The sequence below is a fragment of the Microbacterium sp. 71-23 genome, assembly GCF_001897265.1.
Lineage (GTDB): Bacteria > Actinomycetota > Actinomycetes > Actinomycetales > Microbacteriaceae > Microbacterium > Microbacterium ginsengisoli.
Map to the genome: position 1 here is coordinate 310,837 of NZ_MKSL01000008.1, position 25,460 is coordinate 336,296.

At 68.5% G+C, this 25,460-nt stretch carries 25 protein-coding genes and 2 tRNA genes; 12 read left to right on the top strand and 15 right to left on the bottom strand.

Going from position 1 to position 25,460, the window contains the following annotated elements:
• The first annotated feature begins 7 nt into the window (after positions 1 to 7).
• The 5 genes from BGO15_RS01580 (at position 8) to pknB (ending at position 7,636) form a co-directional block, all read left to right on the top strand.
• Positions 8 to 1,246 carry a Stp1/IreP family PP2C-type Ser/Thr phosphatase gene (locus BGO15_RS01580; RefSeq protein WP_045247929.1) on the top strand — a complete coding sequence of 413 codons (1,239 nt, stop codon included), beginning with the start codon at positions 8 to 10 and terminating at the stop codon, positions 1,244 to 1,246.
• Positions 1,243 to 2,631 carry an FtsW/RodA/SpoVE family cell cycle protein gene (locus BGO15_RS01585; RefSeq protein WP_045247928.1) on the top strand — a complete coding sequence of 463 codons (1,389 nt, stop codon included), beginning with the start codon at positions 1,243 to 1,245 and terminating at the stop codon, positions 2,629 to 2,631. The genes BGO15_RS01580 and BGO15_RS01585 overlap by 4 nt, the downstream gene beginning before the upstream one ends.
• Positions 2,632 to 2,683: 52 nt before the next feature.
• Positions 2,684 to 4,141 carry a peptidoglycan D,D-transpeptidase FtsI family protein gene (locus tag BGO15_RS01590; protein ID WP_056519625.1) on the top strand — a complete coding sequence of 486 codons (1,458 nt, stop codon included), beginning with the start codon at positions 2,684 to 2,686 and terminating at the stop codon, positions 4,139 to 4,141.
• Positions 4,138 to 5,874, top strand: coding sequence for a protein kinase domain-containing protein (locus tag BGO15_RS01595; RefSeq protein WP_056519622.1), 1,737 nt, complete (start codon positions 4,138 to 4,140; stop codon positions 5,872 to 5,874). The genes BGO15_RS01590 and BGO15_RS01595 overlap by 4 nt, the downstream gene beginning before the upstream one ends.
• A gap of 61 nt (positions 5,875 to 5,935) precedes the next feature.
• Positions 5,936 to 7,636: a Stk1 family PASTA domain-containing Ser/Thr kinase gene (gene pknB / locus BGO15_RS01600; RefSeq protein ID WP_056519619.1), complete on the top strand. Its 1,701-nt coding sequence runs from the start codon at positions 5,936 to 5,938 to the stop codon at positions 7,634 to 7,636.
• Here pknB and BGO15_RS01605 read toward each other — a convergent pair.
• From BGO15_RS01605 to BGO15_RS01615, 3 genes are read right to left on the bottom strand one after another with little or no spacing between them, the layout of a single operon-like run.
• Positions 7,600 to 8,277 (bottom strand): anthranilate synthase component II, encoded by a 678-nt coding sequence (locus BGO15_RS01605; RefSeq protein WP_056519617.1) that lies wholly within the window; start codon positions 8,275 to 8,277, stop codon positions 7,600 to 7,602. The genes pknB and BGO15_RS01605 overlap by 37 nt on opposite strands.
• Positions 8,274 to 8,429, bottom strand: coding sequence for a hypothetical protein (locus BGO15_RS01610; RefSeq protein WP_200934407.1), 156 nt, complete (start codon positions 8,427 to 8,429; stop codon positions 8,274 to 8,276). Before BGO15_RS01610 ends, BGO15_RS01605 begins: the two co-directional genes overlap by 4 nt.
• Complete coding sequence (locus BGO15_RS01615) at positions 8,429 to 9,238, bottom strand: class E sortase (protein ID WP_235557456.1); 810 nt, start codon at positions 9,236 to 9,238, stop codon at positions 8,429 to 8,431. Before BGO15_RS01615 ends, BGO15_RS01610 begins: the two co-directional genes overlap by 1 nt.
• 54 nt (positions 9,239 to 9,292) lie before the next feature.
• Here BGO15_RS01615 and BGO15_RS01620 point away from each other — a divergent pair, with 54 nt between their 5' ends.
• Positions 9,293 to 9,529: a cell division protein CrgA gene (locus BGO15_RS01620; RefSeq protein WP_045247922.1), complete on the top strand. Its 237-nt coding sequence runs from the start codon at positions 9,293 to 9,295 to the stop codon at positions 9,527 to 9,529.
• Positions 9,530 to 9,600: 71 nt separating this feature from the next.
• Here the strand turns inward: BGO15_RS01620 and BGO15_RS01625 are convergent, their stop codons facing one another.
• Positions 9,601 to 10,476 carry a rhomboid family intramembrane serine protease gene (locus BGO15_RS01625; protein ID WP_056206152.1) on the bottom strand — a complete coding sequence of 292 codons (876 nt, stop codon included), beginning with the start codon at positions 10,474 to 10,476 and terminating at the stop codon, positions 9,601 to 9,603.
• Between the two features lie 8 nt (positions 10,477 to 10,484).
• Positions 10,485 to 11,042, bottom strand: a complete 558-nt coding sequence (locus tag BGO15_RS01630) for a peptidylprolyl isomerase (protein WP_056206150.1) — start codon at positions 11,040 to 11,042, stop codon at positions 10,485 to 10,487.
• 99 nt (positions 11,043 to 11,141) lie between these two features.
• Here BGO15_RS01630 and BGO15_RS01635 point away from each other — a divergent pair, with 99 nt between their 5' ends.
• Positions 11,142 to 11,726: a hypothetical protein gene (locus tag BGO15_RS01635; RefSeq protein ID WP_045247919.1), complete on the top strand. Its 585-nt coding sequence runs from the start codon at positions 11,142 to 11,144 to the stop codon at positions 11,724 to 11,726.
• Between the two features lie 65 nt (positions 11,727 to 11,791).
• Here BGO15_RS01635 and BGO15_RS01640 read toward each other — a convergent pair whose 3' ends face one another.
• A complete protein-coding gene (locus BGO15_RS01640) occupies positions 11,792 to 12,217 on the bottom strand; it encodes an NUDIX hydrolase (protein WP_045247918.1) in 426 nt (141 codons plus the stop codon).
• Positions 12,218 to 12,336: 119 nt separating this feature from the next.
• On the opposite strand from BGO15_RS01640, the gene BGO15_RS01645 reads away from it, so the two are divergent.
• The 4 genes from BGO15_RS01645 to BGO15_RS01660 all read left to right on the top strand — a co-directional run bounded on the left by BGO15_RS01645 (position 12,337) and on the right by BGO15_RS01660 (position 15,147).
• Entirely contained in the window at positions 12,337 to 13,170 is an 834-nt protein-coding gene (locus tag BGO15_RS01645) for a cytochrome c oxidase assembly protein (RefSeq protein WP_056206147.1), read from the top strand.
• Between the two features lie 65 nt (positions 13,171 to 13,235).
• Positions 13,236 to 13,610 (top strand): YbaB/EbfC family nucleoid-associated protein, encoded by a 375-nt coding sequence (locus BGO15_RS01650; protein ID WP_056206144.1) that lies wholly within the window; start codon positions 13,236 to 13,238, stop codon positions 13,608 to 13,610.
• Positions 13,610 to 13,927, top strand: a complete 318-nt coding sequence (locus tag BGO15_RS01655; RefSeq protein ID WP_045247916.1) for a hypothetical protein — start codon at positions 13,610 to 13,612, stop codon at positions 13,925 to 13,927. The genes BGO15_RS01650 and BGO15_RS01655 overlap by 1 nt, the downstream gene beginning before the upstream one ends.
• Positions 13,927 to 15,147, top strand: a complete 1,221-nt coding sequence (locus tag BGO15_RS01660) for a hypothetical protein (RefSeq protein WP_056519614.1) — start codon at positions 13,927 to 13,929, stop codon at positions 15,145 to 15,147. The genes BGO15_RS01655 and BGO15_RS01660 overlap by 1 nt, the downstream gene beginning before the upstream one ends.
• A gap of 55 nt (positions 15,148 to 15,202) precedes the next feature.
• Here BGO15_RS01660 and BGO15_RS01665 read toward each other — a convergent pair.
• Positions 15,203 to 15,275: transfer RNA gene (locus BGO15_RS01665), tRNA-Ala, on the bottom strand.
• A 13-nt stretch (positions 15,276 to 15,288) separates the two neighbouring features.
• Positions 15,289 to 15,362, bottom strand: a tRNA-Ile gene (locus BGO15_RS01670).
• A 139-nt stretch (positions 15,363 to 15,501) separates the two neighbouring features.
• On the opposite strand from BGO15_RS01670, the gene BGO15_RS01675 reads away from it, so the two are divergent.
• Positions 15,502 to 16,221, top strand: a complete 720-nt coding sequence (locus BGO15_RS01675) for a VIT1/CCC1 transporter family protein (protein WP_045247914.1) — start codon at positions 15,502 to 15,504, stop codon at positions 16,219 to 16,221.
• A gap of 54 nt (positions 16,222 to 16,275) precedes the next feature.
• On the opposite strand, the gene BGO15_RS01680 is transcribed toward BGO15_RS01675, so the two are convergent.
• The 7 genes from BGO15_RS01680 to dnaN form a co-directional block, all read right to left on the bottom strand.
• Positions 16,276 to 16,686, bottom strand: coding sequence for a DUF3566 domain-containing protein (locus BGO15_RS01680; RefSeq protein WP_045247913.1), 411 nt, complete (start codon positions 16,684 to 16,686; stop codon positions 16,276 to 16,278).
• Positions 16,683 to 19,232, bottom strand: a complete 2,550-nt coding sequence (gyrA, locus tag BGO15_RS01685) for a DNA gyrase subunit A (protein ID WP_056519610.1) — start codon at positions 19,230 to 19,232, stop codon at positions 16,683 to 16,685. The genes BGO15_RS01680 and gyrA overlap by 4 nt, the downstream gene beginning before the upstream one ends.
• 47 nt (positions 19,233 to 19,279) lie before the next feature.
• Complete coding sequence (gene gyrB, locus BGO15_RS01690) at positions 19,280 to 21,316, bottom strand: DNA topoisomerase (ATP-hydrolyzing) subunit B (RefSeq protein WP_045247911.1); 2,037 nt, start codon at positions 21,314 to 21,316, stop codon at positions 19,280 to 19,282.
• A gap of 121 nt (positions 21,317 to 21,437) precedes the next feature.
• Positions 21,438 to 21,923, bottom strand: coding sequence for a DciA family protein (locus BGO15_RS01695; protein WP_056206138.1), 486 nt, complete (start codon positions 21,921 to 21,923; stop codon positions 21,438 to 21,440).
• Positions 21,916 to 23,070, bottom strand: a complete 1,155-nt coding sequence (recF, locus tag BGO15_RS01700) for a DNA replication/repair protein RecF (RefSeq protein ID WP_056519607.1) — start codon at positions 23,068 to 23,070, stop codon at positions 21,916 to 21,918. The genes BGO15_RS01695 and recF overlap by 8 nt, the downstream gene beginning before the upstream one ends.
• Positions 23,071 to 23,102: 32 nt before the next feature.
• Positions 23,103 to 23,852 carry an alpha/beta fold hydrolase gene (locus BGO15_RS01705; protein WP_056206136.1) on the bottom strand — a complete coding sequence of 250 codons (750 nt, stop codon included), beginning with the start codon at positions 23,850 to 23,852 and terminating at the stop codon, positions 23,103 to 23,105.
• A gap of 64 nt (positions 23,853 to 23,916) precedes the next feature.
• Positions 23,917 to 25,065, bottom strand: a complete 1,149-nt coding sequence (gene dnaN / locus BGO15_RS01710) for a DNA polymerase III subunit beta (protein ID WP_045247908.1) — start codon at positions 25,063 to 25,065, stop codon at positions 23,917 to 23,919.
• Between the last annotated feature and the right edge of the window lie 395 nt (positions 25,066 to 25,460).

Consider the following 25,460-nt stretch of genomic DNA (forward strand, 5'->3'; position numbering starts at 1 on the left):
GCGCCCGATGGTCTTCCAGGGATCGAGCACAGCGCTCTCGCACACCGGCAAGGTGCGATCGAACAACCAGGACTCCGGCTACGCCGGGTCGAACCTGTTCGTCGTCGCCGACGGGATGGGCGGCCATGCCGGCGGGGATGTCGCGTCGAGCATCGCGGTCGACCGGCTCGAGGAGCTCGACCGCCCGTTCGGCTCGTCGCTCGACGCCGAGCGCGCGCTGCAGGAGACGATCCATGAGACGGCGACCGACCTGATCGACACGGTCGCCACCCGCCCGGAGCTCGCCGGCATGGGCACCACCGTCAGTGCGATCGTGATGGTCGACGACTATGCCGTGATCGCCCACATCGGCGACTCGCGCATCTATCTCTTCCGCGACGGCGCGCTCACCCAGATCACGACCGACCACACCTTCGTGCAGCGTCTGGTGGACTCCGGGCGGATCACGCCGGAGGAGGCGCGCTACCACCCGCGCCGCTCGGTGCTGATGCGGGTGCTCGGCGACATGGACCCCGACCCCGAGGTCGACTCGTTCATCATGCCCACCCGCCCGGGCGACCGGTGGCTGCTGTGCTCCGACGGGCTCTCCGGCGTCGTCGACGACACGCACACGGCGAAGGCGCTCGCGGCGGGCCACGCACCCGCCCGCACCGCCGACATGCTCCTCAAGCAGGCCCTCGACGCGGGTGCCCCCGACAACGTGACCATCGTCATCGTCGACGTCGGGGGGCAGCATCCGGTCTTCTCCGGCACGCCGACGATCGTGGGCTCCGCCTCGAACCCGACGGGCGTCGTCGTCACCGCCGCCCGTCCCGGCCGATCGTCCTGGCTGCACCCGGTGCGGCAGGCCGCGAACGAGCCGACGCACTTCGAGCCGCAGCCGCAGTTCCTCGAAGAGCTCATCGAAGAGGACCGGCGGCGCGCGCGACGCCGGCGGATCTCCTGGATCGTGGGTCTGGTCATCGTCATCGCGCTCATCGCGGCCGCGCTCGCGGGCGCGTACGCCTGGACGCAGACGCGCTACTACGTCGGCGCCGACAACGACACGGTGGTGATCTACCGCGGCATCCAGGCGAATATCGGACCTATCCACCTGTCCGAGCTCTACCAGGACACCGGCATCACGCTCGACTCCCTCGCGCCGTTCGACCGTGCCACGGTGACGGCGACGATCTCCGCCGGCTCCCTCGCCGAGGCGCAGAGCATCGTGGAGCGCATCACTCCCCAGAAGGGATCCGGCGGATGACGACCACCCCGGCCGACGCGCCGATCCAGGCCGACACCGCGGTGCTGCGCGCCCTGCGCCGCATCCGCTCGCCGCAGACCCTGCGCAACCGGGAGCTGGGGCTGCTGATCTTCGCGTGCCTCATCTCCGCAGCCGCGATCGTGCTCGTGCAGCTCGGCGCACTCGGTCAGGTGGATGTCACGATCCTCACCTACTCCGGCGGGCTCACCCTGCTCGCGCTCGGTCTGCACGTCGTGCTGCGGTTCCGGGCACCCAACGCCGACCCGTTCGTGCTGCCGATCGCGACCCTCCTCACCGGGCTCGGCATCGCCGAGATCTACCGCATCGACATAGCGTTCCGCTACACCGGGTGGGCGGCCTACTCCACCCGCCAGCTGGCATGGGCGGCGATCGCCATCGCGGGCTCCATCCTCATCGTGGTGTTCCTGCGCAACTACCGCGTGCTGTTCCGCTTCACGTACGTGTTCGGCTTCGTCGGTGTGCTTCTGCTCGTCCTCCCCCTGATCCCCGGCCTCGCCATCAACGCGAACGCCGCCGTCTGGGTGAACCTCGGCATCTTCTCCTTCCAGCCGGGCGAGCTCGCGAAGATCGCCCTCGCGATCTTCTTCGCCGGCTACCTCGTGCGCACACGCGAGAGCCTGTCGTCGGTGGGCAAGCGCTTCCTCGGCATCACGTGGCCGCGCGCGCGCGATCTCGGCCCGCTCCTCGTGGTCTGGGTGATCTCGGTGGGCATCATCGTCGCCCAGCACGACCTCGGCAGCGGCCTGCTCATCTTCGGCATGTTCGTCGGCATGCTCTACGTCGCGACGGGCAAGACCGGCTGGGTGCTGCTCGGCGTCGCGATGGCAGCCGGAGTCGCCGTGGCCGCCGCCCAGGTACTGCCCTACGTCGGTGCCCGGTTCACGAACTGGCTGCACGCGTTCGACCCGTCACTCATCAACAACAGCAGCTACCAGCTCGCGCAGGGCATCTTCGGAATGGCCCACGGCGGCCTGCTGGGCACCGGTCTCGGTCAGGGGCGCCCTCAGATCACGCCGCTCGCGCAGAGCGATTACATCTTCCCGAGCCTCGCCGAGGAGCTCGGGCTCGTCGGAGCCTTCGCGATTCTCTGTCTCTACATGGTCTTCATCAGCCGCGGCCTGCGGGTCGGCATCGCCGGCCAGGACGACTTCGGAAAGCTCCTCGCGACCGGCCTGTCAATCACGATCGCGCTGCAGGTGTTCATCATGGTCGGCGGCGTGACACGTGTCATCCCCCTCACCGGCCTCACCACGCCCTTCCTCGCCGCGGGAGGTTCGTCCCTCGTCGCCAACTGGCTGATCGTCGCCATCCTGCTGCGCATCTCCGACGCCGTGCGTCGCCAGCCGCGGGCGGTGATCGGATGACCCGTCCCGCATGCGCGATCGCGTTCGCCGCCGGCATCCGGGGGGAGGAACGATGACCAAAGAGCTCCGCCGCATCAGCATCGTGCTGCTCGCCATGTTCCTCGTGCTCTTCGGCTCGACGAGCATCATCCAGGTCGCGCAGGCACAGAACCTCGCGGCGAATCCCGCCGACCGCCGCAGCCTCTACGACTCCTACTCGATCGAGCGCGGGGCGATCATCGCAAGCGGCACGGCCATCGCCTCATCGGTGCCGTCGAGCGATGTTTACAGCTGGCAGCGCCAGTATGTCGATCCGCAGATGTGGGCTCCGGTGACCGGATACTTCAACCCCGTGCTCGGGTCATCGACGGGCATCGAGAACGCGATGAACCAGGACCTGAGCGGGACCGGCGGGTCGCAGTTCCTCGCGCGTCTCGAGCAGATCATCTCCGGCAAGCCCGCGCGCGGATCGAACGTGGTGCTCACCCTCGACGCGAGCGTGCAGAAGGCCGCCTACGACGCGCTCGGGTCCCTGCAGGGCGCTGTGGTCGCGATCGAACCCTCGACCGGGCGCATCCTGGCGATGGTCACGAGCCCCAGCTACGACACCAACTCGCTGGCCGGCCACGACGCGACCCAGGTGAACACGACCTACGAACAACTCGTCGCACAGGCGGCGAACCCGCTCTACAACCGGGCGATCGGCGGCAACCTCAACCCGCCCGGCTCGACGTTCAAGCTCGTCACGGCGTCCGCCGCTCTCGCCACGGGAAACTACACGCCGCAGTCCCTGCTCCCCAACGTCGCCAGCTACACGCTGCCGGGCACCTCGACCTCGATCAGCAACGACACCGGAGGCACCTGCGGTCCGGGCGACCAGGTCTCGATCGCCGACGCCCTCCGGCTGAGCTGCAACATCCCGATGGCGGAGCTCGCCGCGCAGCTCGGCGGCGAGACCATCCGCAAGGAGGCCGAGAAGTACGGCTTCAACACGAGCTTCGATCTGCCGATCACCAGCACCGCCTCGGTCTACCCGAGCAACCTCAGCGACACGCGCGCCGCCCTGAGCGGCTTCGGCCAGGGCGATGTGCGCGCGACCCCGCTGCAGATGGCGATGGTGTCGGCGGGCATCGCGAACGGTGGCGTCGTGATGAAGCCGCGCATGGTGGACCAGGTGATCGGGTCCGACCTGTCGGTCCAGCAGACCTTCGGCAACGAGCAGTTCGGACAGGCACTCGACTCGACATTGGATGCGGAGATGGTGCAGATGATGGTCGCCAACGTCAGCAGCGGAATCGCGACGAATGCAAGAATAGACGGCGTCAGTGTGGGCGGTAAGACCGGCACGGCGCAGAACGGTCCCACCGACCCGTACACGCTGTGGTTCACCGGCTTCGCGCCCGCAGAGAACCCGAAGGTGGCCGTCGCCGTGGTCGTCGAGAACGGCGGGGGACGAGGACAATCGGGCAGCGGCAATTCGCTCGCGGCGCCCATCGCAAAGAAGGTCATGGAGGCGGTGCTGGGCAAATGAGACCTACGCAGGGTGCGATGTTCGGGGGACGCTACGAGCTCGAGTCCAGGATCGCCATCGGCGGCATGGGCGAGGTCTGGGAGGCGACCGACCATGTGATCGGCCGCACGGTCGCGATCAAGATCCTCAAGGACGAGTACATGGGGGACCCCGGGTTCCTCGAGCGGTTCCGCGCGGAAGCGCGCCATGCCGCACTCGTGAACCACGAGGGCATCGCGAGCGTCTTCGACTACGGCGAGGAGAACGGCAGCGCGTTCCTCGTGATGGAGCTCGTGCCCGGTGAGGCGCTCTCCACGATCCTCGAGCGCGAGGGGTCGCTCTCAACGGACAAGACGCTCGACATCGTCGCGCAGACGGCGTCCGCGTTGCAGGCGGCTCATGCCGCCGGTCTCGTGCACCGCGACATCAAGCCCGGCAACCTCCTCATCACGCCGGACGGCCGGGTGAAGATCACCGACTTCGGCATCGCGCGGATCGCCGACCAGGTGCCGCTGACCGCGACCGGTCAGGTCATGGGCACGGTGCAGTACCTCTCGCCCGAGCAGGCGTCGGGTCACCCCGCGACCCCGTCGACCGACATCTATTCGCTCGGCATCGTGGCCTACGAGAGTCTCGCCGGAAAGCGCCCGTTCACGGGCGAGTCGCAGGTCGCGATCGCGATGGCGCAGATCAACGAGCAGCCGCCGCCGCTGCCTCCGACGGTTGCCGAGCCGGTGCAGAACTTCGTCATGGCGATGATCGCCAAGAAGCCGGAGGACCGCCCCGGCTCTGCGGCGACGGTGGCCCGCGCGGCGACCGCGCTGCGTCGCGGGGACGTCGCCGCGGCGGCGGCGGCCGTGCCGGCGATCGCCGGTGGTTTCCTCGCGACCGATGCCGCCACCCAGCTGCTGGGCACATCGCCTGCGACGGCAGCGGCGACGCAGCTGCTCGCGGCGGCTCCGGTGGCAGCCACGGAGCAGAAGCGCAAGCGCAGCCCGTGGACATGGCCCCTGATCGCGCTCATCGCCCTGCTGGTGATCGTCCTCGGCGGCACGTTGATCGCCCTGTTCGCGAACCGGGGCGATTCGGCGCCGCCCTCGACGCCGAGCGTGTCGAGCTCGACCCCGTCGAACAGCCCGACGCCGTCCGAGTCGGCCACACCGGTGAGCATCGCGAGCCTCAACCTCGTCGGAATGACCTGCACCGAGGCCTTCTCGAAGGCCACGAGTGCCGGCCTCACCCCCGCGACCGGGGCGAACCCGCCGGCAGCACCGTCGAGCGACAAGGTGAACACGGTCGCATCGACGTCGCCGAGCAGTGGCAACGTGCCGGCCGGATCCACGATCACGATCACCTGTTACGGCGCGGTGCAGTCGCTCCCGGCCCCGTCCGCAGGCGTGACGTATGAGATCGCCGGTGCGCCGGTGACGCAGGTCCCGGCGGGAAGCACCGTCACGGTGAAGTGGAGCGCCTACACGTGCCCGAGCGGCACGGGGTCGGTCTCCAGCTACACGGTGCAGATCGTCCAGAACGCGGTGTTCGCGAACGGAACTCAGACGCTCACGGTCGACGCGAACACGACCACCGCGCAGATTCAGGTCACCGGTGCATCCGGCAACCGCGTCGGAGTCACCTACACGGCGACCTGCAGCGGTGGGACCGGGCAGACGCAGCAGACCACGCCGCAGGCGCCCCAGGTGGAGGCGACGATCGTCGGCGCGTCCACCCCGACACCTAGCGCGACCACTCCCTGAACACCCCCTCCATGGGGTCGGTCCTCGGCAGGCCTAGGCTTGCCGAGGACCAAGGAGTGATGTGAGCGACGAACCACGCGTGCTCGACGGGCGCTACCGCCTCGACGAGCTCATCGGACGCGGCGGCATGGCGAGCGTCTACCGCGGCTACGACGTGACCCTCGGGCGCGAGGTGGCCATCAAGCTCCTCGCCCGCGAACTGGCGTCTGACGACGGCTTCCGCACGAGGTTCCGTCTCGAGGCGCAGTCGGCATCGAGGATGTCCCATCCGACGATCGTGCGTGTGTACGACGCGGGGGAGACGACGACGACCTTTCCCGACGGCACCGTGGTGCCGGAGCCGTACATCGTCATGGAGCTCGTTCGCGGCACGCTCGTGAAGGACCTGATCGGCGACGAGCCGCTCTCCGTCGAAGACGCCGTGCGCATCACCGACGGCATCCTCGAGGCTCTGCAGTACTCCCATCGCGCGGGCGTCATCCACCGGGACATCAAGCCGGGCAATGTCATGGTGACGCCGACCGGTCAGGTGAAGGTGATGGACTTCGGCATCGCCCGCGCCGTCTCCGACGGGTCCTCGACGGTGGCCGAGACGACGCAGATCCTCGGCACGGCCTCGTACTTCTCGCCCGAGCAGGCCAAGGGCGAGACGGTCGACGCCCGCGCAGATCTCTACTCGGCTGGCGTCGTGCTGTTCGAACTGCTCACCGGGCATCCGCCGTTCCGGGGCGACACTCCGGTCGCCGTCGCGTATCAGCACGTGAGCGAGGCACCGGCCGCGCCGAGCGATGAGCGCGATGACGTGCCGCCTATCATCGACGCCGTCGTCTCCCGGGCTCTCGCGAAGGATCCCTTCGACAGATTCCCGGATGCCGCGGCCTTCCGCGGCGCGCTCGCCTCCGCGCTCCGGGGGGTCGCGTCCGACGAACCGCCCGCTCCGACGCCCACCGAGGTCTCCGACGTGCTGTTCGCTCCGAGCACCCGCGAGGCGACGGCCACGGCGCAGTCGCTGCGGCGCCTGTCGACGACCCGCGCGACGACGAGGACCTCGCCCGCACCGACCACCCTCTGGATCTGGATCGGAACCGCGATCGCGGCGGTCGTGCTGATCGCCGTGCTCGCCTGGGTGATCGCGGCCCGAGCCGGCGCCGGCGCCGAAGCCCCGCCCCACACGGTGCCCGACGTCGCGCAGGTGGCCTTCACGAAGGCGAGCGGCACGCTCAGCGAAGCGGGCTTCACCGTGCAGCAGCGCGCCGAAGCGAGCACGACGGTCGCGTCCGGCAATGTCATCCGCACCGATCCCGCCGCGGGCACCGTGAGCGCGCAGGGGGCGACCGTCGTGGTCTACGTGTCGACGGGTGTGCCCATGGTTCCCGTGCCGACGCTGCAAGGCCTTTCCCAGGATGCCGCCACCTCCGCACTCACGAACGCCGGCCTCGCTCTCGGCGCGGTCACCCAGCAGGACGATCCCTCGGCGAAGTCCGGGACGGTGCTGTCCGCGAGCAGCGCGGCGGGCACCAACGTCCCGGCCGGCACGTCGATCGCACTCGTGGTGGCGACCGGAAAAGTCGCTCTCCCCGACCTGACCGGCTTCACGGTCTCCGCCGCGGAGTCCCAGTTGCAGAAGCTCGGCTTGACCCCTGCGCAGACCAACGATGAGTCCTGCACGGCGAGCAAGCCGCCCACGGTGAAGGTGATGTCGGTCGCGCCCGGCGAGGTGCCGATTCAGTCGACGGTCACGCTCACGGTCTGCGCCGGCTGAGCCAACGCACCCCGGTGCGGGGAGAGGGAGGATCCGCGCGCCGCGGCATCCGGAATCCCCACGGATTCGAGCCAGGTGCCCAGCAGCAGATATCCGCCCTCGGTGAGCACGCTCTCGGGATGGAACTGCACACCGTCGACCCGCGCAGTGCGATGCGTGATCGCCATGACGGTTCCACTCGACGTGCGCGCGGTGACCCGCAGCTCGTCGGGGAGCGCCTCCTCGACGACAGCCAGCGAGTGGTAGCGTCCGACGATCGCGGGACGAGGCATCCGCGCCAGCACGCCGCTCGCGTCGTGCTCGACGCGCGACGTCATCCCGTGCCGCAGTTCCGGCGCCTCCTCGACGCGCCCGCCGAGGGCCACGGCGATCACCTGATGGCCGAGGCAGACACCGAGAAGAGGGATGTCCCGGCTCATCGCCAGCGGAACGGCCGCGAGCGAGGCCCGAGCGTCCTCGGGCCGGCCGGGGCCCGGCGAGATCACGACCGCGTCGGCGCGCTGCACGAGCGCCTCGACATCGGCCGTCGCGAGACGGGTCGCGTCGCTCACGTCGACCTGCGCCCCGAGCTCCCGCAGATACCCGACGAGGGTGTGGACGAAACTGTCGCGGTTATCGAGGACGACGACGCGTGCGGTCATCCCACCGTGACGTCTTGATTGCTGGTGATCGAGGCGATGAAGGGGAACGCCCAGAACACGAGGCCGTAGAGCACGGCCGCCGCGAGCACGACGAGGATGATGACCCGAACCCACCAGGGGCCGAGCAGGATGCGCCAGAGAGCTCCGTACATCAGGGGGACACCTCCGTGAGGGACGCCGGCGGTCCTGCCGAGCGCGGGGTGAAGGACTCGAACACGCTGTAGGCGACGATGCGCTCGTCCGCCGAATACATGGGGCTGCAGCTGGTCATCGTCATGTACCGGCCGGAGGCGGGGACATCCGGCACCTGCGGCACCGGCAGCAGCACGTCGACGGCGGTCGGCTTCACGTATTCGAGCGTCCGGAATCGGTAGGTGTACCAGCCGTCGGGGGTCTCGACGACGATCGCGTCACCGACGTGGAGATCGGCGATGCGGTGGAAGGGGGCGCCGAACGTCGTGCGGTGCGCCGCGAGGGCGAAGTTCCCCTCCTGCCCCGGCATCTGCGTCCCCGGGTAGTGCCCGATGCCGATCGGGTCGAGTGTTCCCTGCCGTGTCACTCCGCCGGCGATCGCCACGTTGTAGTCCGAGCCGAAGCGGGGGATGTGCATGGTGGCGAAGATCTGCGCGTTCGCGGGCTGCGGAAGATCGGGCGGCGCCGCGGTCACGGGCTCGCCGCTGGTCGTGGGAGACGGCGAGGGTTCGGTTGTCGCCTCGGTCTGCCACTGCTGCGAGAGGGAGTTTCCGACCGAGTTCTGCTGGGCCCCGATGATGGAGTCGCCCCACCACATCTGCCAGGACACGTAGAGGAGCGCCAGCACTCCGGCCGTGATGAGGATCTCCCCGATGACACCGATCACGCTCACGCGGTGGCGGCGGGGAGCCTGCGGTGAGGCCGACGTCTCCGACGACGACGCGACGGCGCGACGATGGCGACGCAGCGGCGGCTCGGGTTCGGTCACACTCGGATTGTACGTTCCGCGGAGCCGAAGCATCCCCCCGATAGACTGTGCCGCATGGCATCCAAGCGCACGGACGACCAGCGACCCGCAGCCACCTCGGGTGAGCCCGCCCCGAACCCCGCGTGGTTCAAGCCGATCATGATCGGTCTCATGCTCCTCGGCCTCGCCTGGGTGCTCGTGTTCTACCTCAGCGGTTCGCAGTTCCCGATCCCGAACCTCGGCGCGTGGAACCTCGTCATCGGCTTCGGCATCGCCTTCGTCGGGTTCCTCATGACGACCCGCTGGCGCTGAGCCGCGGCATCCGAATTACACCGCTGTCATTCATCCCCACCTGTGGATGACGCTGTGGAAAACTCCGCCGATCAGCCGTAGATCGCGAGCGGGATCAGCATCAGCGCGAACAGCGCGAGCGTGACCACGGTCAGCAGCACGATCTGACGCACCCGCTGGTCCCGACGACGCGTCCGCGCGAACACGAGGCCGACGACCGCGCCCGCGACGAGTCCGCCGAGGTGCGTCTGCCACGAGATTCCGAACCCGGGCACGAACCCGATCACCAGGTTCACCGCGAGCACGACGAGGATCCCCGTGATCTGGGCACCGAGATGGCGGGCGATGATGACCAGCGCGCCGAAGAGCCCGAAGATCGCACCCGATGCCCCGAGCACGGGAGTCGGGAAGGCGAGCAGGGTCACTGCCACCCAGCCGCCGAGCGCACTGATCAGGTAGAGCGCGAGGAAGCGGCCCCTCCCGAGCAACGGCTCCATGATGCGACCGATCATCCAGAGCGAGAGCATGTTGAGCCCGATGTGCAGGATGCTGCTGTGCACCAGTGCGCCGGTCACCAGTCGCCAGGGTTCGAACGTGCCCAGAAGCGACGGGTAGAGCGCGGGCGCGTAGAAGACGAACCACTGCGTCGAGGCCGGGATGATCTGCTGGATCACATAGAAGACGGCCGTGATGGCGATGATCGCGTAGGTCACCACCGGCTGTCCGCGCAGCGCAACAGAGGTCGACCCTCCCGCCCGGCCCCAGCGGCGCTGCGCTCGGGCCTGGGCGGGAGTCTGGTCACGGCGCTGCTGCGCGATGCACTCGGGACAGATGACGCCGACGGCCGCCTGGGTCTGGCATTCGGGGCAGATCGTGCGCAGGCACCGCTGGCAGAGCACGAAGCTCTGCCGGTCGGGATGCCGGTAGCAGAAGTTCTCGCGATTGCCCGCGAAGTCGGCGCTGGTCACCGCTGTGGTCAGGCCGCGACGATGTCGATCGACTCGATGACCACCGGCTCGACCGGACGGTCGCCCGCAGCGGTCGGCACCGCGGCGATGGCGTCGACCACGGCGCGCGAGGCGTCGTCGGCGACCTCGCCGAAGATCGAGTGCTTGCCCTGCAGCCACGGCGTCGGGTCGGTCGTGATGAAGAACTGCGAGCCGTTCGTTCCCTCGGCCTTGCCCGTGATGGCGTTCCGGCGGAGTCCGGCGTTCGCCATCGCGAGGACGTACGGCTTCTGGAAGGTCAGCTCGGGGTGGATCTCGTCGTCGAACTGGTAGCCGGGCCCGCCGATGCCCTGTCCGAGCGGATCACCGCCCTGGATCATGAAGCCGGGGATGATGCGGTGGAAGATGACGTCCTTGTACAGGGCGCCCTCTCCCGGCTGACCCGTCGCCGGGTTGGTCCAGGCCTGCGAGCCGTCCGAGAGGCCGGTGAAGTTCTGCACCGTGCGCGGGGCGTGGTCCCCGAAGAGGTTGACGACGATGTCGCCGTGGTTCGTGTGGATGGTGGCGACTGCCGTGTGAAGAGCCATGCGTACATTCTCACAGAGTTCCCTGCAACCCCGCCCGGCCGCGGCGCCCGATTCTGGCAATATGGGCGGTACCCATCCCATCGAAAAGGGGGTCCGCTCGTGAGTCTCACCCGCAAGCGCAAAAAGGAGCTGCGCAAGCTCCAGAACCAGGTGAACAAGCTGTGGGAAGCCCAGCAGGTCGTGCTCGGCGAGGCTGCCGGCGCCGCCCGCGAGGCCGGCCGGCAGCTCGGCAACTACAACCGTGAGCACGTGGTTCCGGCCGTGCAGCAGGGGTACGAGACCTATGCGGCTCCCTACGTCGACCGTGGGGTGAAGGCGTCCAAGCGCGTGCTGAGCGACGCCGTCGTGCCGGCGGCCGGTGCTCTCGTCGGTGGTGCTCTGTCGGTATGGGATGCCGCGAACGACACACGTGGCCGCATCGCCGCGGGCCGTGGCCTCGAGCTTCCCGATGCCGCGCTGTTCCAGAAGCGCGCCGCCGGCTACAGCAAGAAGGCGACGAAGAAGCTGTCCGCCAAGCTCGCGGCGCTCGAGCCGCAGCGCAAGGGCATCGGCGCGGGCGGGGTGATCGCCATCATCCTCGGTGCGGCCGCTGCCATCGGTGTGCTCTACGCCGCGTGGCAGACCCTGCGCGCCGACGACGAGCTGTGGGTCGCGGACGACCCGCTGCGCGCGCCCGACGCCTGAGTCGCGAACATCGAGGGGGCGGGAGGATGTCGACATCCTCCCGCCCCCCTTCGCGCGTGTGGTGGTCAGTCGATGAGGCCGGCGAAGCGTAGCGAGATGTCGACCAGGCTCACCCGGCGCAGGGCAGCGACCTCGGTGAGCGAGAACCACCGCGCCTCGTCCGTCGAGCCGTCGGCCTCGTTGCGTAGCGCGCCTCCCACGGTCTCCGCGCGGTAGATGATCCTCAGCGCGTGAAGGGGTGACGCCGCTCCCGGGAACCGCTTTCCCGCCGGGATCACCTGCGAATCGATGCCGAGCAGCGCGCCGATGCGGGCCTCGTAGCCGGTCTCCTCGTCCACCTCGCGGCGAGCGGCGTCGATCGGGTCCTCTCCGGGGTCGATGCCCCCGCCCGGCATCGTCCATCCGCTCCGGCCGCCTTCGTTCCAGTGGGCGAGGAGCACCCTCCCCTCCGCATCGGTGATGACGGCGTACGCGGCGACCCGGATGTCCATGTCCGAAGCCTACGACCCGTGCTCTCGGGGCGGGCTGGGCGGCCGGGCGTACACTGTCCGGCACGCCTGACATCGCCACCTTCCTCACCACTTGGCGCGCCGATCCCCTCACGATCGTCGTGCTGCTCGTCGCGGGCGCAAGCTATCTCTGGGGCGTGAGAGCCGCGCGCCGCCGCGGGGTGGAGTGGCCGCTGACGCGCACGCTGCTGTTCTTCGGTCTGGGCCTCGGCTCGTACGCGGTCGTGGAGCTCGGATTCCTCGGCGTCTATTCCGGTGAGCTTCGCTGGGCATTCACGACCCGCATCGCACTGCTGATCTTCGTGGTTCCGGCCGGAGTGGTGGTGGGCCGCCCTCTCGAGCTCGCCGAGGCGGCGACCGGCCCGACCGGCGCGGCGCGCATCGCTCGACTCCTCGCCTCGCGGCTCGTGCGCCTGTTCGGAAATGCGATGTTCGCGACCGTCTTCGTCGCCGCGATCTTCTGCGTCTTCCTCACGCCTCTCGCCGGTGCCCTGCGCTCGAACCCGCTGACCGATGCCCTCCTGGGGGTGATCGTCCCGATTGTCGGGGTGGTTCTGGTCCTGCCGATGGCCGCGCTCTCCGCGGTGCACACCGGTCTGTTCATCACCATCGAGTTCCTGCTGGCCTTCGTCGAGCTGCTCATCGACTCGGTGCCCGGCATCCTGCTGCGACTTAACGACTCGGTGGTGGATGCCGCGGCCACCACGACCTCCTCGCTCGGGTGGTGGCCGAACCCCTTGCACGACCAGCACCTCGCGGGTGACATGCTGTGGTTCATCGCCGAGGTCGCAGACGTGCCGGTGCTCGTCATCCTGCTCCTGCGATGGATGCGCAGCGATCGACGCGAGGCCACCCAGTACGACGAGCTCGACGACGACGAGTACGAGCGTCTGACCCAGGAGCACCTGCGCGGGGGTCGCGCCGAGAGCGCCTGACCCGGCGTTCATCGGGTTGTGGAAAACCCCCTCGCGCGTCGGCGACGCGTGGCTAGCGTGGCGCTGTGTTGCCCGATGCGGAGGAGACGATCGCGCAGGTCGAGGCGGATGCCCGCCTGACCCAGGAGCGCGCTGACAAGATGCCGGCCTTCCAGGCCGCGATGGCGGAGGTGCGCGGCAGCGCGTACTCGGCCGCCAAGGACGTGTTCGTCGAGGTGGATGCCACCGGTCGGGTGACCGGCCTCCGCCTCGGCGATCAGGCCGTTGCGCGCGGTGCGCGACGGCTCACCCAGGAGATCCTCGCGGTGATCGCGGTCGCCCAGGACGACGTGCAGGAAAAGGCGCTGCGGCGCGTGTCCCGGTTGCTCGGTGACGACGACCCGATCGTCAGCGAGCTTCGCGCCGCGGCATCCGCGCCCGCCGTGGAGAGGACGACGTGATGGGCGACGAGATCGCGCTCGACTTCGACAGGCTGAGGCATCACGCCGCGCTCGTCGAATCCCTCGCCGACGACGTGACCCGGGCGATCGGCGCACTGCGCGGGGGCGATCTCGCCTCGGACGCGTTCGGCATCCTGTGCGCGTTCCTCGTGCCGCCCTCGCTCGCGATGACCGCAGCGGCCACCGGCATGTTCGGTACGAACGAGTCATTGCTGCTGCGCACGGCAGGGCAGCTGCGGGGCACGGCTCAGCAGTGGGAGCAGCTCGAGGCCGACATCGTCACGACACTGCATGATCTCGAGAGGGCGATGGACTGATGACCCCTTCTGCACAGACGCTCGCCGCCCCCTACGCGGGCACTCGCCTTCTCGAGGACGGCCGGGCGTTGTCGACCGCGATCCAGAACGGCAACTGGCTCGATGGCGGCATCGCGTTCTTCGACACCCTCAGCAGCGCTGCAGCCGCCGCGGCCGATCCGATCGGAACGATCGCGAGCGCCGGACTCGGGTGGGTGATCAACCTTCTCGGCCCGCTCAAGTCCTGGCTGGAACAGCTCGCCGGGAGCGAGGCGAGTGTCAGCGGCGTCGCGTCCCAGTGGACGAGCGCGGGTGCGTCGATGCGCAGCGCCGGGTCGACGCTCGCCGCGCGGACGAGCGATCTCGAGGGGCTGTCGGGAGCGACGGTGATCGCGTATCTGCGGTTCGCGCAAGAGACGTCGCGTCAGTTGACCGCTTCCGGCGATTGGGCGGATTCGGTCTCGAGCGGACTGACGACGGCATCAGGTCTTGTGGCGCGCATGCAGAGCGTCGTGAAGTCGGCGATCTCGAAGGTGCTCGCCACGGCGATCGAAGCCATGGCGGTGGTGGCGGCATCCTTCGGACTCGGAATGGGCTACGCGATCGCCCGGGTCGTCACGCGCGTCAACGAGATGGTCAACAAGGTCGCGAAGCCCATCGTGCAGGTGCTGCGGTCGGTGAAGTCCCTCGTCGGCTTCGTGCAGCAGATGCGGTCCCTGTTCGACAGCACGTCGTCGCTCATCGCGACGCTGGCCGGCAACTCGCCCGCAGCGACGGTCGTGACCGCCGGCGGGACGGTGGATGCCGCGGCCGCGACGCAGCTCGGATCCACGGGCTATGACCGACTCACCCTCGCGGGCGGCGCTGCAGACCTCGACCGCACGCGCATCGACGCCGGGATGACCGGCGTCGGCGCCCCGGGCTCGGCGACGGGGGTCGCTGCACTCACCGTCGACGGCTCGTTGGGTGGAGGGGTATCCGGAGGAGCGGGCTTCTCGATCGCATCGGTCGGTGCGCCGACGAGCACGGGCATCTCCGCCGCGGGCCTCGTGGGATCGACCTCGGCGGGAACGGATCCCGCCGGAACCGTCGCCGGCACGACGGCCGCCGGTGCGGCGGCCGCGCGGATGATGCATCCCGGCGTCGCCGGATCGGGTCCGATGTCCGATCAGAGATCGGCCGCCCCGCAACGCGGGGGAAAGCGACGGGGCGTACGTATCGTCTCGGACGACGACGACTGAGTTCGCATCGGAACGTCGAACGGCCGGTCCTTCGGGACCGGCCGTCGTTGTGTTGTGGAGCCTAGGAGATTCGAACTCCTGACATCCTGCTTGCAAAGCAGGCGCTCTACCAGCTGAGCTAAGGCCCCGGAGGGAGAAGAGTGGGGCTACCAGGACTTGAACCTGGGACCTCTTCATTATCAGTGAAGCGCTCTAACCGCCTGAGCTATAGCCCCGTGCGACGGCTCGGCCGTCAACCTCCAAGACTTTACCCGACGCCTCCTCATTTCACGAATTCGACGTCGCCGATGCTCGCGGCGCAGGCAAGCCATGCCTTCGTTGCCGAGGCCCGATCCGGGTCGATTTACTGGACGCATGACCCAGGAATCCACGGAGCACGCCGAGCCGCACAACGGTGGTGTGAGCCAGCGTCTCAACTGGCTGCGCGCCGGTGTGCTCGGCGCGAACGACGGCATCGTGTCCGTCGCGTCCCTCGTCGTCGGTGTCGCCGGTGCGACGACCGACGTGCCCGCTCTGCTGACGGCCGGCATCGCCGGCCTCGTCGGTGGCGCCGTGTCGATGGCCCTCGGGGAATACGTGTCGGTGAGCAGTCAGCGCGACAGCGAGCGGGCGCTCATCGAGAAGGAGAAGCGCGAGCTGCTCGAGATGCCCGAGGAGGAGCTCGAGGAGCTCACGCAGCTCTATCAGCAGCGCGGGATCTCGCGGGAGACCGCGGAGAAGGTGGCGGCCGAGCTCACCGCTCACGATGCCCTCGCGGCGCACCTCGAGGTCGAGCTCGGCATCGACCAGGATGACCTGGTCAGCCCGTGGCAGGCCGCGTTCTCCTCGGCGATCGCGTTCACGGCCGGCGCGATCCTTCCGCTTCTGGCGATCCTCCTGCCGCCCCCGGGCCTGCGTGTGCCGATCACATTCGTCGTGGTGATCATCGCGCTGGCGCTGACCGGAACGATCTCCGCGAAGCTCGGCGGCAGCGGTCGCCGCAAGGCGGCGCTGCGCCTGGTGATCGGTGGCGCGCTCGCGCTCGTGGTCACCTACCTGATCGGTCACCTGCTCGGCACCGCCGGCATCGTCTGAGACGGTATGACGAAGGGCCCCGCCGTACGGCGGGGCCCTTCGTCATACCGTCGGTCAGTTCGAGGTGAACCCGACCAGCAGTCCGCCGGTCACCTTGACGGCGAAGTTGTAGATTCCCGCGACGACAGCGCCGAGCACCGTCACCACGATGAGGTTGATGATGGCGACGACCGCGGCGAAGGCGAGCACCTGCGGCAGGCCGATCGTGTGGCTGAGGATGAATGTGCCGCCCGAGATCGACGACGTGAACTCGTCGGCCTTCGAGAGCACACCGGTCGCCGCGACGGCGGCGTAAACCACGACATAGGCGACGACCGTCACGATCGCGAGCGCCACCGCGGCGAGGAAGGAGAGCTTCACAGCCGTCCAGAAGTCGACGTAGACCAGACGCAGTCGCACCTGCTTGGTGCTGGCGCCCTTCGAGCTGCTGGACTTCTTCGCGAGCTTGTCCGCTACGGTGCTCATGCCTCAGTGTTCTCCTCAGTACCTGCGTCGACGCCGTCGGACTCGGCCGGGGCATCGGATGTCTCGGCGAGACCTCGCTCGCCGTTGCGAGCGATCGCGAGGATGCGATCGTCGTCGTCGGGCCGGGCGAACACGACTCCCATCGTGTCGCGTCCCTTCGCCGGGACCTCGGCCACGGCAGAGCGTACCACCTTGCCACTTGCGAGAACCACGAGAACCTCGTCGTCCTCGCCCACGATGAGGCCGCCGGCGAGGTCGCCTCGGTCGTCGTGGAGCTTGGCCACCTTGATGCCGAGTCCACCGCGGCTCTGCACCCGGTACTGATCCACGTCGGTGCGCTTCGCGTAGCCGCCTTCGGTCACGACGAACACGAATCCTTCGTCGTGGACGACCGACGCCGACAGCAGGCTGTCATCCCCGCGGAAGGCCATGCCCTTCACACCTTCGGTGGAGCGACCCATCGGACGCAGTGCGTCGTCGGTCGCGGTGAAGCGCAGAGACATGCCGTGCCGCGAGATCAGCAGCACATCGTCGGACTCGTCGACGAGCAGCGCGCTCGTCACCTCGTCGCCCTCGCGCAGCTTGACCGCGATGACGCCGCCCTGACGGTTGGTGTCGTACTCACCGAGTCGCGTCTTCTTCACGAGGCCCGACCGCGTGGCCAGCACGAGATAGGGCGAGGTCGCGTAGTCGCGGATGTCGAGGATCTGCGCCACCTGCTCGTCCGGCTGCAGGGCGAGCAGGTTCGCGACGTGCTGACCCTTCGCATCGCGTCCGGCCTCGGGCACTTCATAGCCCTTGGCCCGGTACACCCGGCCCTTGGTGGTGAAGAACAGCAGCCAGTGGTGCGTGGTCGTCACGAAGAAGTGCTCGACGACGTCGTCCGCGCGCAGCTGCGCGCCCTTCACACCCTTGCCGCCGCGGTGCTGCGAGCGGTAGTTGTCGCTGCGGGTGCGCTTGATGTATCCGTCACGGGTGATCGTGACGACCATCTCCTCCTCGGGGATGAGGTCCTCGATGGACATGTCGCCGTCGAAGCCGAACAGGATCTCGGTGCGACGCTCGTCGCCGAACTTCTCGACGATCTCACTCAGCTCGTCGCGCACGATCGTGCGCTGGCGCTCGGGGCTCGCGAGGATGCCCTTGTAGTCGGTGATCTGCTCCTCGAGGGCGGATGCCTCATCCATGATCTTCTGACGCTCGAGCGCCGCCAGGCGCCGCAGCTGCATCGTGAGGATCGCGTCGGCCTGCACGTCGTCGATGTCGAGGAGCGTCTTCAGTCCTTCACGCGCGTCGTCGACAGTGGTCGACCGGCGGATGAGCGCGATGACCTCGTCGAGCGCGTCGAGCGCCTTGAGGTAGCCGCGCAGGATGTGCATGCGCTCCTCCGCCTTGCGCAGGCGGAACTGGGTGCGACGCACGATCACGTCGAGCTGGTGGTCGATCCAGTGGCTGACGAAGCCGTCGATCGACAGGGTGCGCGGTACGCCGTCGACGATCGCGAGCATGTTTGCGCCGAAGTTGTCCTGCAGCTGCGTGTGCTTGTACAGGTTATTGAGCACGACCTTCGCGACGGCGTCGCGCTTGAGCACGATGACCAGGCGCTGACCCGTGCGCTCGCTCGACTCGTCGCGTATGTCGGCGATGCCGGCGATCTTGCCGTCACGGGCGAGGTCGCGGATCTTGATCGCGACGTTGTCGGGGTTGACCTGGTACGGCAGCTCGGTGACGACCAGGCACGTGCGGCCCTGGATCTCCTCGACGTTGACGACGGCGCGCATCGTGATCGAGCCACGACCCGTGCGGTAGGCCTCGATGATGCCGCGGGTGCCGAGGATCTGCGCCGACGTGGGGAAGTCCGGCCCCTTGATGCGGGCGATCAGGGCGTCCTGCAGCTCGTGAGCGGATGCCTCGGGGTGCTCGAGCGCCCACAGCACACCGTCGGCCACCTCGCGCAGGTTGTGCGGCGGGATGTTCGTGGCCATGCCCACGGCGATGCCGACGGAGCCGTTGACGAGCAGATTCGGGAACCGGGCCGTGAGGACCTTCGGCTCCTGCGTCTGACCGTCGTAGTTGTCCTGGAAGTCGACGGTCTCCTCTTCGATGTCGCGCACCATCTCGAGGGCGAGCGGAGCCATCTTGGTCTCGGTGTAGCGGGGGGCGGCCGCCTCGAGGTTCCCGGCGGAGCCGAAGTTGCCCTGGCCGAGCGCGAGCGGGTAGCGCAGCGACCACGGCTGCACGAGTCGCACGAGGGCGTCATAGATGGGGGCATCGCCGTGCGGGTGGTACTGGCCCATCACCTCGCCGACCACGCGGGCGCACTTGGAGTACGACTTGTCGGGGCGGAAGCCACCGTCGTACATGCCGTAGATCACGCGTCGGTGCACGGGCTTGAGGCCGTCGCGCACGTCGGGCAGCGCGCGCCCGACGATGACGCTCATCGCGTAGTCGAGGTAGCTGCGCTGCATCTCCGACTGCAGGTCGACCTGGTCGATCCTGCCGTGGTTGTGCTCGGATGCCTCGTCGGGCCGGACGTCGTCAGTCATAGTCGTTCAATCTCGTTCGTGTGATCCGGGGCGCGGGGTGGCGGGCCTCAGATATCGAGGAATCGCACGTCCTTGGCGTTGCGCTGGATGAAGGAGCGGCGGGATTCGACGTCCTCTCCCATGAGGGTCGAGAAGATCTCGTCGGCGGCCGCCGCGTCCTCGATGGTCACCTGCAGCAGCGTGCGGGTGACCGGGTCCATCGTCGTCTCCCACAGCTCCTTCGGGTTCATCTCGCCCAGACCCTTGTATCGCTGGATGCCGTTGTCCTTCGGGATGCGCTTTCCGCTCGCGATGCCGTCGGCCAGCAGCGCATCGCGCTCACGGTCGCTGTAGACGTACTGGTGGTCGGAGTTCGACCACTTCAGGCGGTACAGCGGGGGCTGGGCGAGGTAGACGTAACCGGCCTCGATGAGTCCGCGCATGTAGCGGAAGAGCAGAGTGAGCAGCAGCGTCGTGATGTGCTGACCGTCGACGTCGGCATCGGCCATCAGCACGATCTTGTGATAACGGGCCTTCGTGATGTCGAAGTCCTCACCGATGCCCGTGCCGAAGGCCTGGATCATCTCGGTGATCTCCTTGTTGCCGAGCGCACGGTCGAGTCGTGCGCGCTCGACGTTGAGCACCTTGCCGCGCAGCGCCAGGATCGCCTGCGTGTGCGGGTTGCGCCCCTGCACCGCCGAACCGCCGGCGGAGTTTCCCTCGACGAGGAAGATCTCACTGATCGAGGGGTCCTTGCTCGTGCAGTCCTTCAGCTTCTCCGGCATCGACGCGGACTCGAACACGCTCTTGCGCCGCGCCGTCTCGCGGGCCTTGCGCGCGGCGATGCGCGCGGTCGCGGCGTCGATCGCCTTGCGCACGATGTTCTTCGCCTGTGCCGGGTTGCGGTCGAACCAGTCGCCGAGCTGGTCGCCGACGACCTTCTGCACGAACGCCTTGGCCTCTGTGTTGCCGAGCTTCGTCTTGGTCTGTCCCTCGAACTGCGGCTCGGAGAGCTTCACCGAGATGACGGCGGTGAGCCCTTCGCGCACGTCGTCGCCCGAGAGGTTGTCGTCCTTCTCCTTGAGCAGGCCCTGGGCGCGCGCGTACTTGTTGACGAGCGTGGTGAGCGCGGCGCGGAAGCCCTCTTCATGCGTTCCGCCCTCGTGCGTGTTGATGGTGTTCGCGTAGGTGAACACGTTCTCGGTGTACGAGGTGGTCCACTGCATCGCGATCTCGAGGGCGATCTTCTTCTCGGTGTCCTCCGAGTCGAAGTCGATGATCTCGTCGTTGACCGCTTCGATCTTGCGCACCGAGTTGAGGTACTGCACGTAGTCGACGAGTCCGCGTTCGTACAGATAGACGTCGCTGGGCTGACGGATGACCGGGGAGCCGTCGACATCCTCTTCGTACGCCTCGTCGGCACGCTCGTCACGGAGGGCGATGGTGAGCCCCTTGTTGAGGAAGGCCATCTGCTGGAAGCGCGTGCGCAGCGTGTCGTAGTCGAAGACGACCGTCTCGAAGATCTCGGGGTCGGGCCAGAAGGTGATGGTGGTGCCGGTCTCGTCGGTCTCCTCGCCCTTCGCGAGGGGGGCGACAGGGGCGCCGCCGGACGTGTACGACTGCCGCCAGACGTGGCCCTGACGCTTGACCTCGACCTCGAGACGTGTGGAGAGCGCGTTCACCACCGAGGAGCCGACGCCGTGGAGACCACCCGATACGGCGTAGCCGCCGCCGCCGAACTTGCCGCCCGCGTGCAGCACGGTGAGCACGACCTCGACGGTCGACTTGCCCTCTGTCTTGTGGATGTCGACGGGGATGCCGCGCCCGTTGTCGATCACGCGCACCGCACCGTCCGCGAGGATCGTCACGTCGATCGTGTCGCAGTAGCCGGCGAGGGCTTCGTCGACCGAGTTGTCGACGATCTCGTAGACGAGGTGGTGGAGGCCGCGGGGACCGGTCGATCCGATGTACATGCCGGGGCGCTTGCGCACCGCCTCGAGGCCTTCGAGCACCTGAATGGCATCGGCGCCGTACTCACCCGGCGTGGACGCGGGAGCCTTCTTCTCGGAGTTCTCGGGTCCGCTGGCAGGGTTTTCAGACGTCATAGGTTTCGAGCGCTCCGGATAGGTCGGCGATACCGGTCCAGTCTACCGCGCCGAGCGGTTTCGCGGGCCCTGTACGCCCGTATGGCGGGATGAAATGATCCGAGCCACCGACGGACGTGCCTCAGCCGTAGGTATCGCGAGGGCCGCGCCCTGGAACCGTTCTGGGGCCCCATTTCCACGAGGGGACGTCGGGTCCGATGAAGCGCACTGCGTCGACGCCCGCGTCCGGGAACCGTCGTGTGATCTCGCTGACGATCTGTGCGCGCATCAGCGTGAGCTGCTTCGCCCACGCGGTCGAGTCGCACTCGACGGTCAATCGGCCATCGTCGAGCGAGAGTGGTCGTGTGTGCTGCGCGGTCTCGGCGCCGGCGACCTCCCGCCACTGGAGGATGATGTCCTCTCGGGCGAGCGCCCCGGTCCACCCGGCATCGCGCGTCAGCGCGTCGACCACATCGCCGAGGCCCTTCGGATCGCGACCGGGCGCGAACGGGGCATCCTCGTCGTCGACCACGGGCCGACGGCCGCGCCGTTTCGCTCGCGGCGACGGCTCGAGACCGCGCAGTCGCCGATAGGTCGCGATGGTCTCCGGAACACCCGGTTCATCCATCGCTGACCCCGACGATCTGACCGCTGTCGATGCGCACCGTGCGCCCTCGGAGCGCCGCAGGCACATCGGCCTCCACAGCCGCCGTCACGATCACCTGCTCGAAATCGTGGATGACGCCGGCGAGCCGGGTGCGACGGTCGGCGTCGAGCTCCGCGAACACATCGTCGAGGATGAGCACGGGATCCCCCGTGGAGCGCTCTTCCCGCAGGAGCGCGGCGGAGGCGAGACGGAGCGACAGCGCCGCCGACCACGATTCGCCGTGCGACGCGTAGCCCTTCACCGGGAGTCCGCGCACGCTCACCAGCAGATCGTCGCGGTGCGGACCGACGAGAGTCAACCCCCGGTCGAGCTCGATCGAGCGTCGCGCGGTCAGGGCCTGACGGAACGCCGTCGCAGTGTCGGATGCCGCGGCCACCTCCGAGGCCGATTCGTCCTCCTCGGGATCACCTCCGTCGATGGAGCGCACCCAACGGACGCTGGGGTCATGGTCCGCGCCCGCGATCGAGGCGTAGGCGCTCGCCAGCGGACCCGCGATGTCGACGGCCAACCCCTGGCGTGCGTCGATGATCTGTGCGCCGAGCTCGATGAGCTTGTCGTCCCACACCTCGAGCGTGGCGAGCCCCGAACCCTGCACCCCGCGCGCCCGCGCCGACTTCAGCAGGGTGTTGCGCTGGCGCAGCACCCGGTCGTAGTCGCCCAGAACGGCAGACATCCGCGGGTGGCGCTGCACGAGCAGCTGATCGGCGAACCGGCGACGCGCGGAAGGGTCGCCACGGACGATCTGCAGGTCCTCCGGAGCGAAGAGCACGACGTGCGCGTAGCGCGGCAGCTCACCCGGACGCACCGGCGACCCGCCGACCCGAGCCTTGTTACCGCCCTGGCGGTTGATCTGCAGCTCGACGACGAGCCGCCGCTCTCCGTGCCCGATGCGTGCGCGCACGATCGCGGCATCCTGTCCACGACGCACCAGCGGAGCATCGAGCGCCACCCGGTGCGACCCGAGGGTGGCGAGATAGGCGATCGCCTCGGCGAGGTTCGTCTTGCCCTGTCCGTTGCGCCCGACGAAGAGGTTGGGACCGCGCTCGAGCGCGAGATCCGCGTGCGCGTAGTTGCGGAAGTCGACGAGACTCAGCTGCTCCACGAACACCCGCCCAGCCTACCGACGGGGTGCGACGACGGTCAGGCTCGCGCGGCCCGCAGCCGCGGACCGGGCACCTGGGCGAGCCACTCGGTGATCGTGCGCATGAAGGCCCCGTGGTCGTCGCGGAACACGGTGTGCCCGGTGCCCCCGAGGCGGAGCACGATCATGCCCCGTTCTACGAGAGCGGAGCGCGCGCGATCGGTGATCAGCAGGCTCTTCTCTGCGAGCACCACGAGAGTCGGGATGCCGAGGTGCCGAGGCGGTCTCAGCCACGCGGTGCGAACGAAGGCGAGGATCGTGCGACGATCCCAGCGGGCCACGGTCGACACCTCGATCTCGAGGTCGACCTCGCTCCACTTCGGGTTCATCCGCGCGAGCATACGGCGGCTCGGCCGCGGTGCCATCGCAAAGGCAGCTTTGAAGGCGGCCCCCTTGACCCCTCGGGGGAATGCGAAGGCCGGATCCACGTAGATCGCGCTGCGCGCCCCCAGCCGGGTCGCGACCTCACCGGCGACGACGCTGCCGAGGGAGTGCCCCATCACGAGATCGGGGGGCCCGTCGAGGAGCGGTGCGACGGTCTCCACGACATCATCGGTCCAGGATGCCGCCGAGTACCGCGCCGCACGAGGCGAGGAGCCGTGACCGGCCAGATCTACCGCGAGGACGCGGTAGCCCGCGGCATCCAGATCTGCGGCCACCCGGTGCCACGCCTCGGCGCCCGACATGATTCCGTGCACGAGAATCGCCGTGCGGTGCCCTTCACCCTGCGTCACGACGGCCAGCTGCATGCGGCCACCGTAGGCCGACAAGCTGGATGTGGGCCGTCCCCGACCTATGCGGTTCGGGCGGGCGTCAGCGCAGGAGCAGGTTGGGCTGGAGCAGGTAGCGGAAGCTCTCCGCACCGCCCTTGTCGACCGAGGTCTGCGGGGTGATGAGGATCGGGCTCAGCTTGTTCTGGTTCTCGCTCGACGTGAACGTGATGCGGGTGAACTCGCTGCGGACAGCACCGAGCGCTTCGAGCAGGTACTGGGGGTTCAAACCGAGCGTGACATCCTCACCGGTCAGGGTGGCATCGACCGCCTCGGATGCGCGTGCCTGCTCGGTGCCCGAGGCATCCATCGAGACGCCGTCGACCGTGAAGGTGAAGCGCAACGGAGCCGAGCGGTCGAGCACGAGTGCGACGCGGCGGACGGCCTCGGCGAGCTCGGCCGTGTTCACGACCGCGTAGTGATCCGTCTGCTCGGGGAACAGCCGGCGCACCGGCGGGAAGTTGCCCTTGATGAGCAGCGACGTCACCGTCTTGTTGCCCGAGGTGAAGGCGATGATCTCGCGGTCGCCCGACCCGGAGAAGTGCACGGAGATGTCGGACCCGTGCGAGAACGTCTTGCCGACCTCCTGCAGGGTGCGCGCCGGCACGAGCGCGGTCGTCGTCTCGTCGCCGGCGACCGTGCCGCCGTCCCACGGGATCTCCCGCAGCGCGACCCGGTAGCGGTCGGTGGCCACCAGGCTGAGTGCGGTGCCGCTGACCTCGAGCTGCACGCCGGTGAGCACCGGCGTCACGTCGTCGCGCGACGCGGCGAAGCCGACCTGCGAGATCGCCGTGGCGAATTCCTCCGCCTGCACGAGGCCGGATTCGCCGGTGACCTCGGGGATCGCGGGGTACTCCTGCACCGGCATGGACGCGAGGGTGAAACGCGCCGAGCCGCAGGTGAGCACGATGCCGTCGTCGTCGACGGAGATCTGGATCGGAGCGTTGGGCAGCCGACTGGCGATGTCGGAGAGAAGACGCCCGTGCACCAGGATCGTGCCGGGCTCATCGACCGTCGCCTCGATCGTGGTGCGCGCGGAGGCCTCATAGTCGAAGGCCGACAGCGACAGACCCGCATCGGATGCCTCGATCAGCACGCCCGCGAGGATCGGCTGCGGATTGCGCTGAGGCAGCAGCTTGACCACGAAGGACACGGCTTCGCTGAAAACGTCTCGACTGACGTGGAACCTCACGGGCGCTCCCTTGACCTTGTTGGGCCTTCCCATGCTAGTGGTGCGTCTCGCGCAGGCGAATGACCCGTGTCGCGGGACGTTCTCCCACCCGACCTGTTCGCAAGGGTGATCGAACCGCTGAAAGGAGAGAGGACTTAAGTGATGGTGTTAACGCCTGTGGACAGTGTGGATAACCCCGCGGATCCCTGTCCTGCGTGGGGAACTACACGCGTGGAAGTTGTGAGTGACCGGGGGAGGCCGATGTGGTGCGGCGATGTCAGGATCGACGCGTTCTCATGCGCACCGCGATCGAGCCCACAGGATCGGGGTCGAGATCCACAGTTATCCACAGGTTATGCACACTGGGGAAAGTGCATCTTGGCGTTCCCTGTGTGCCGTGTCAAGGGGGGAAGTGA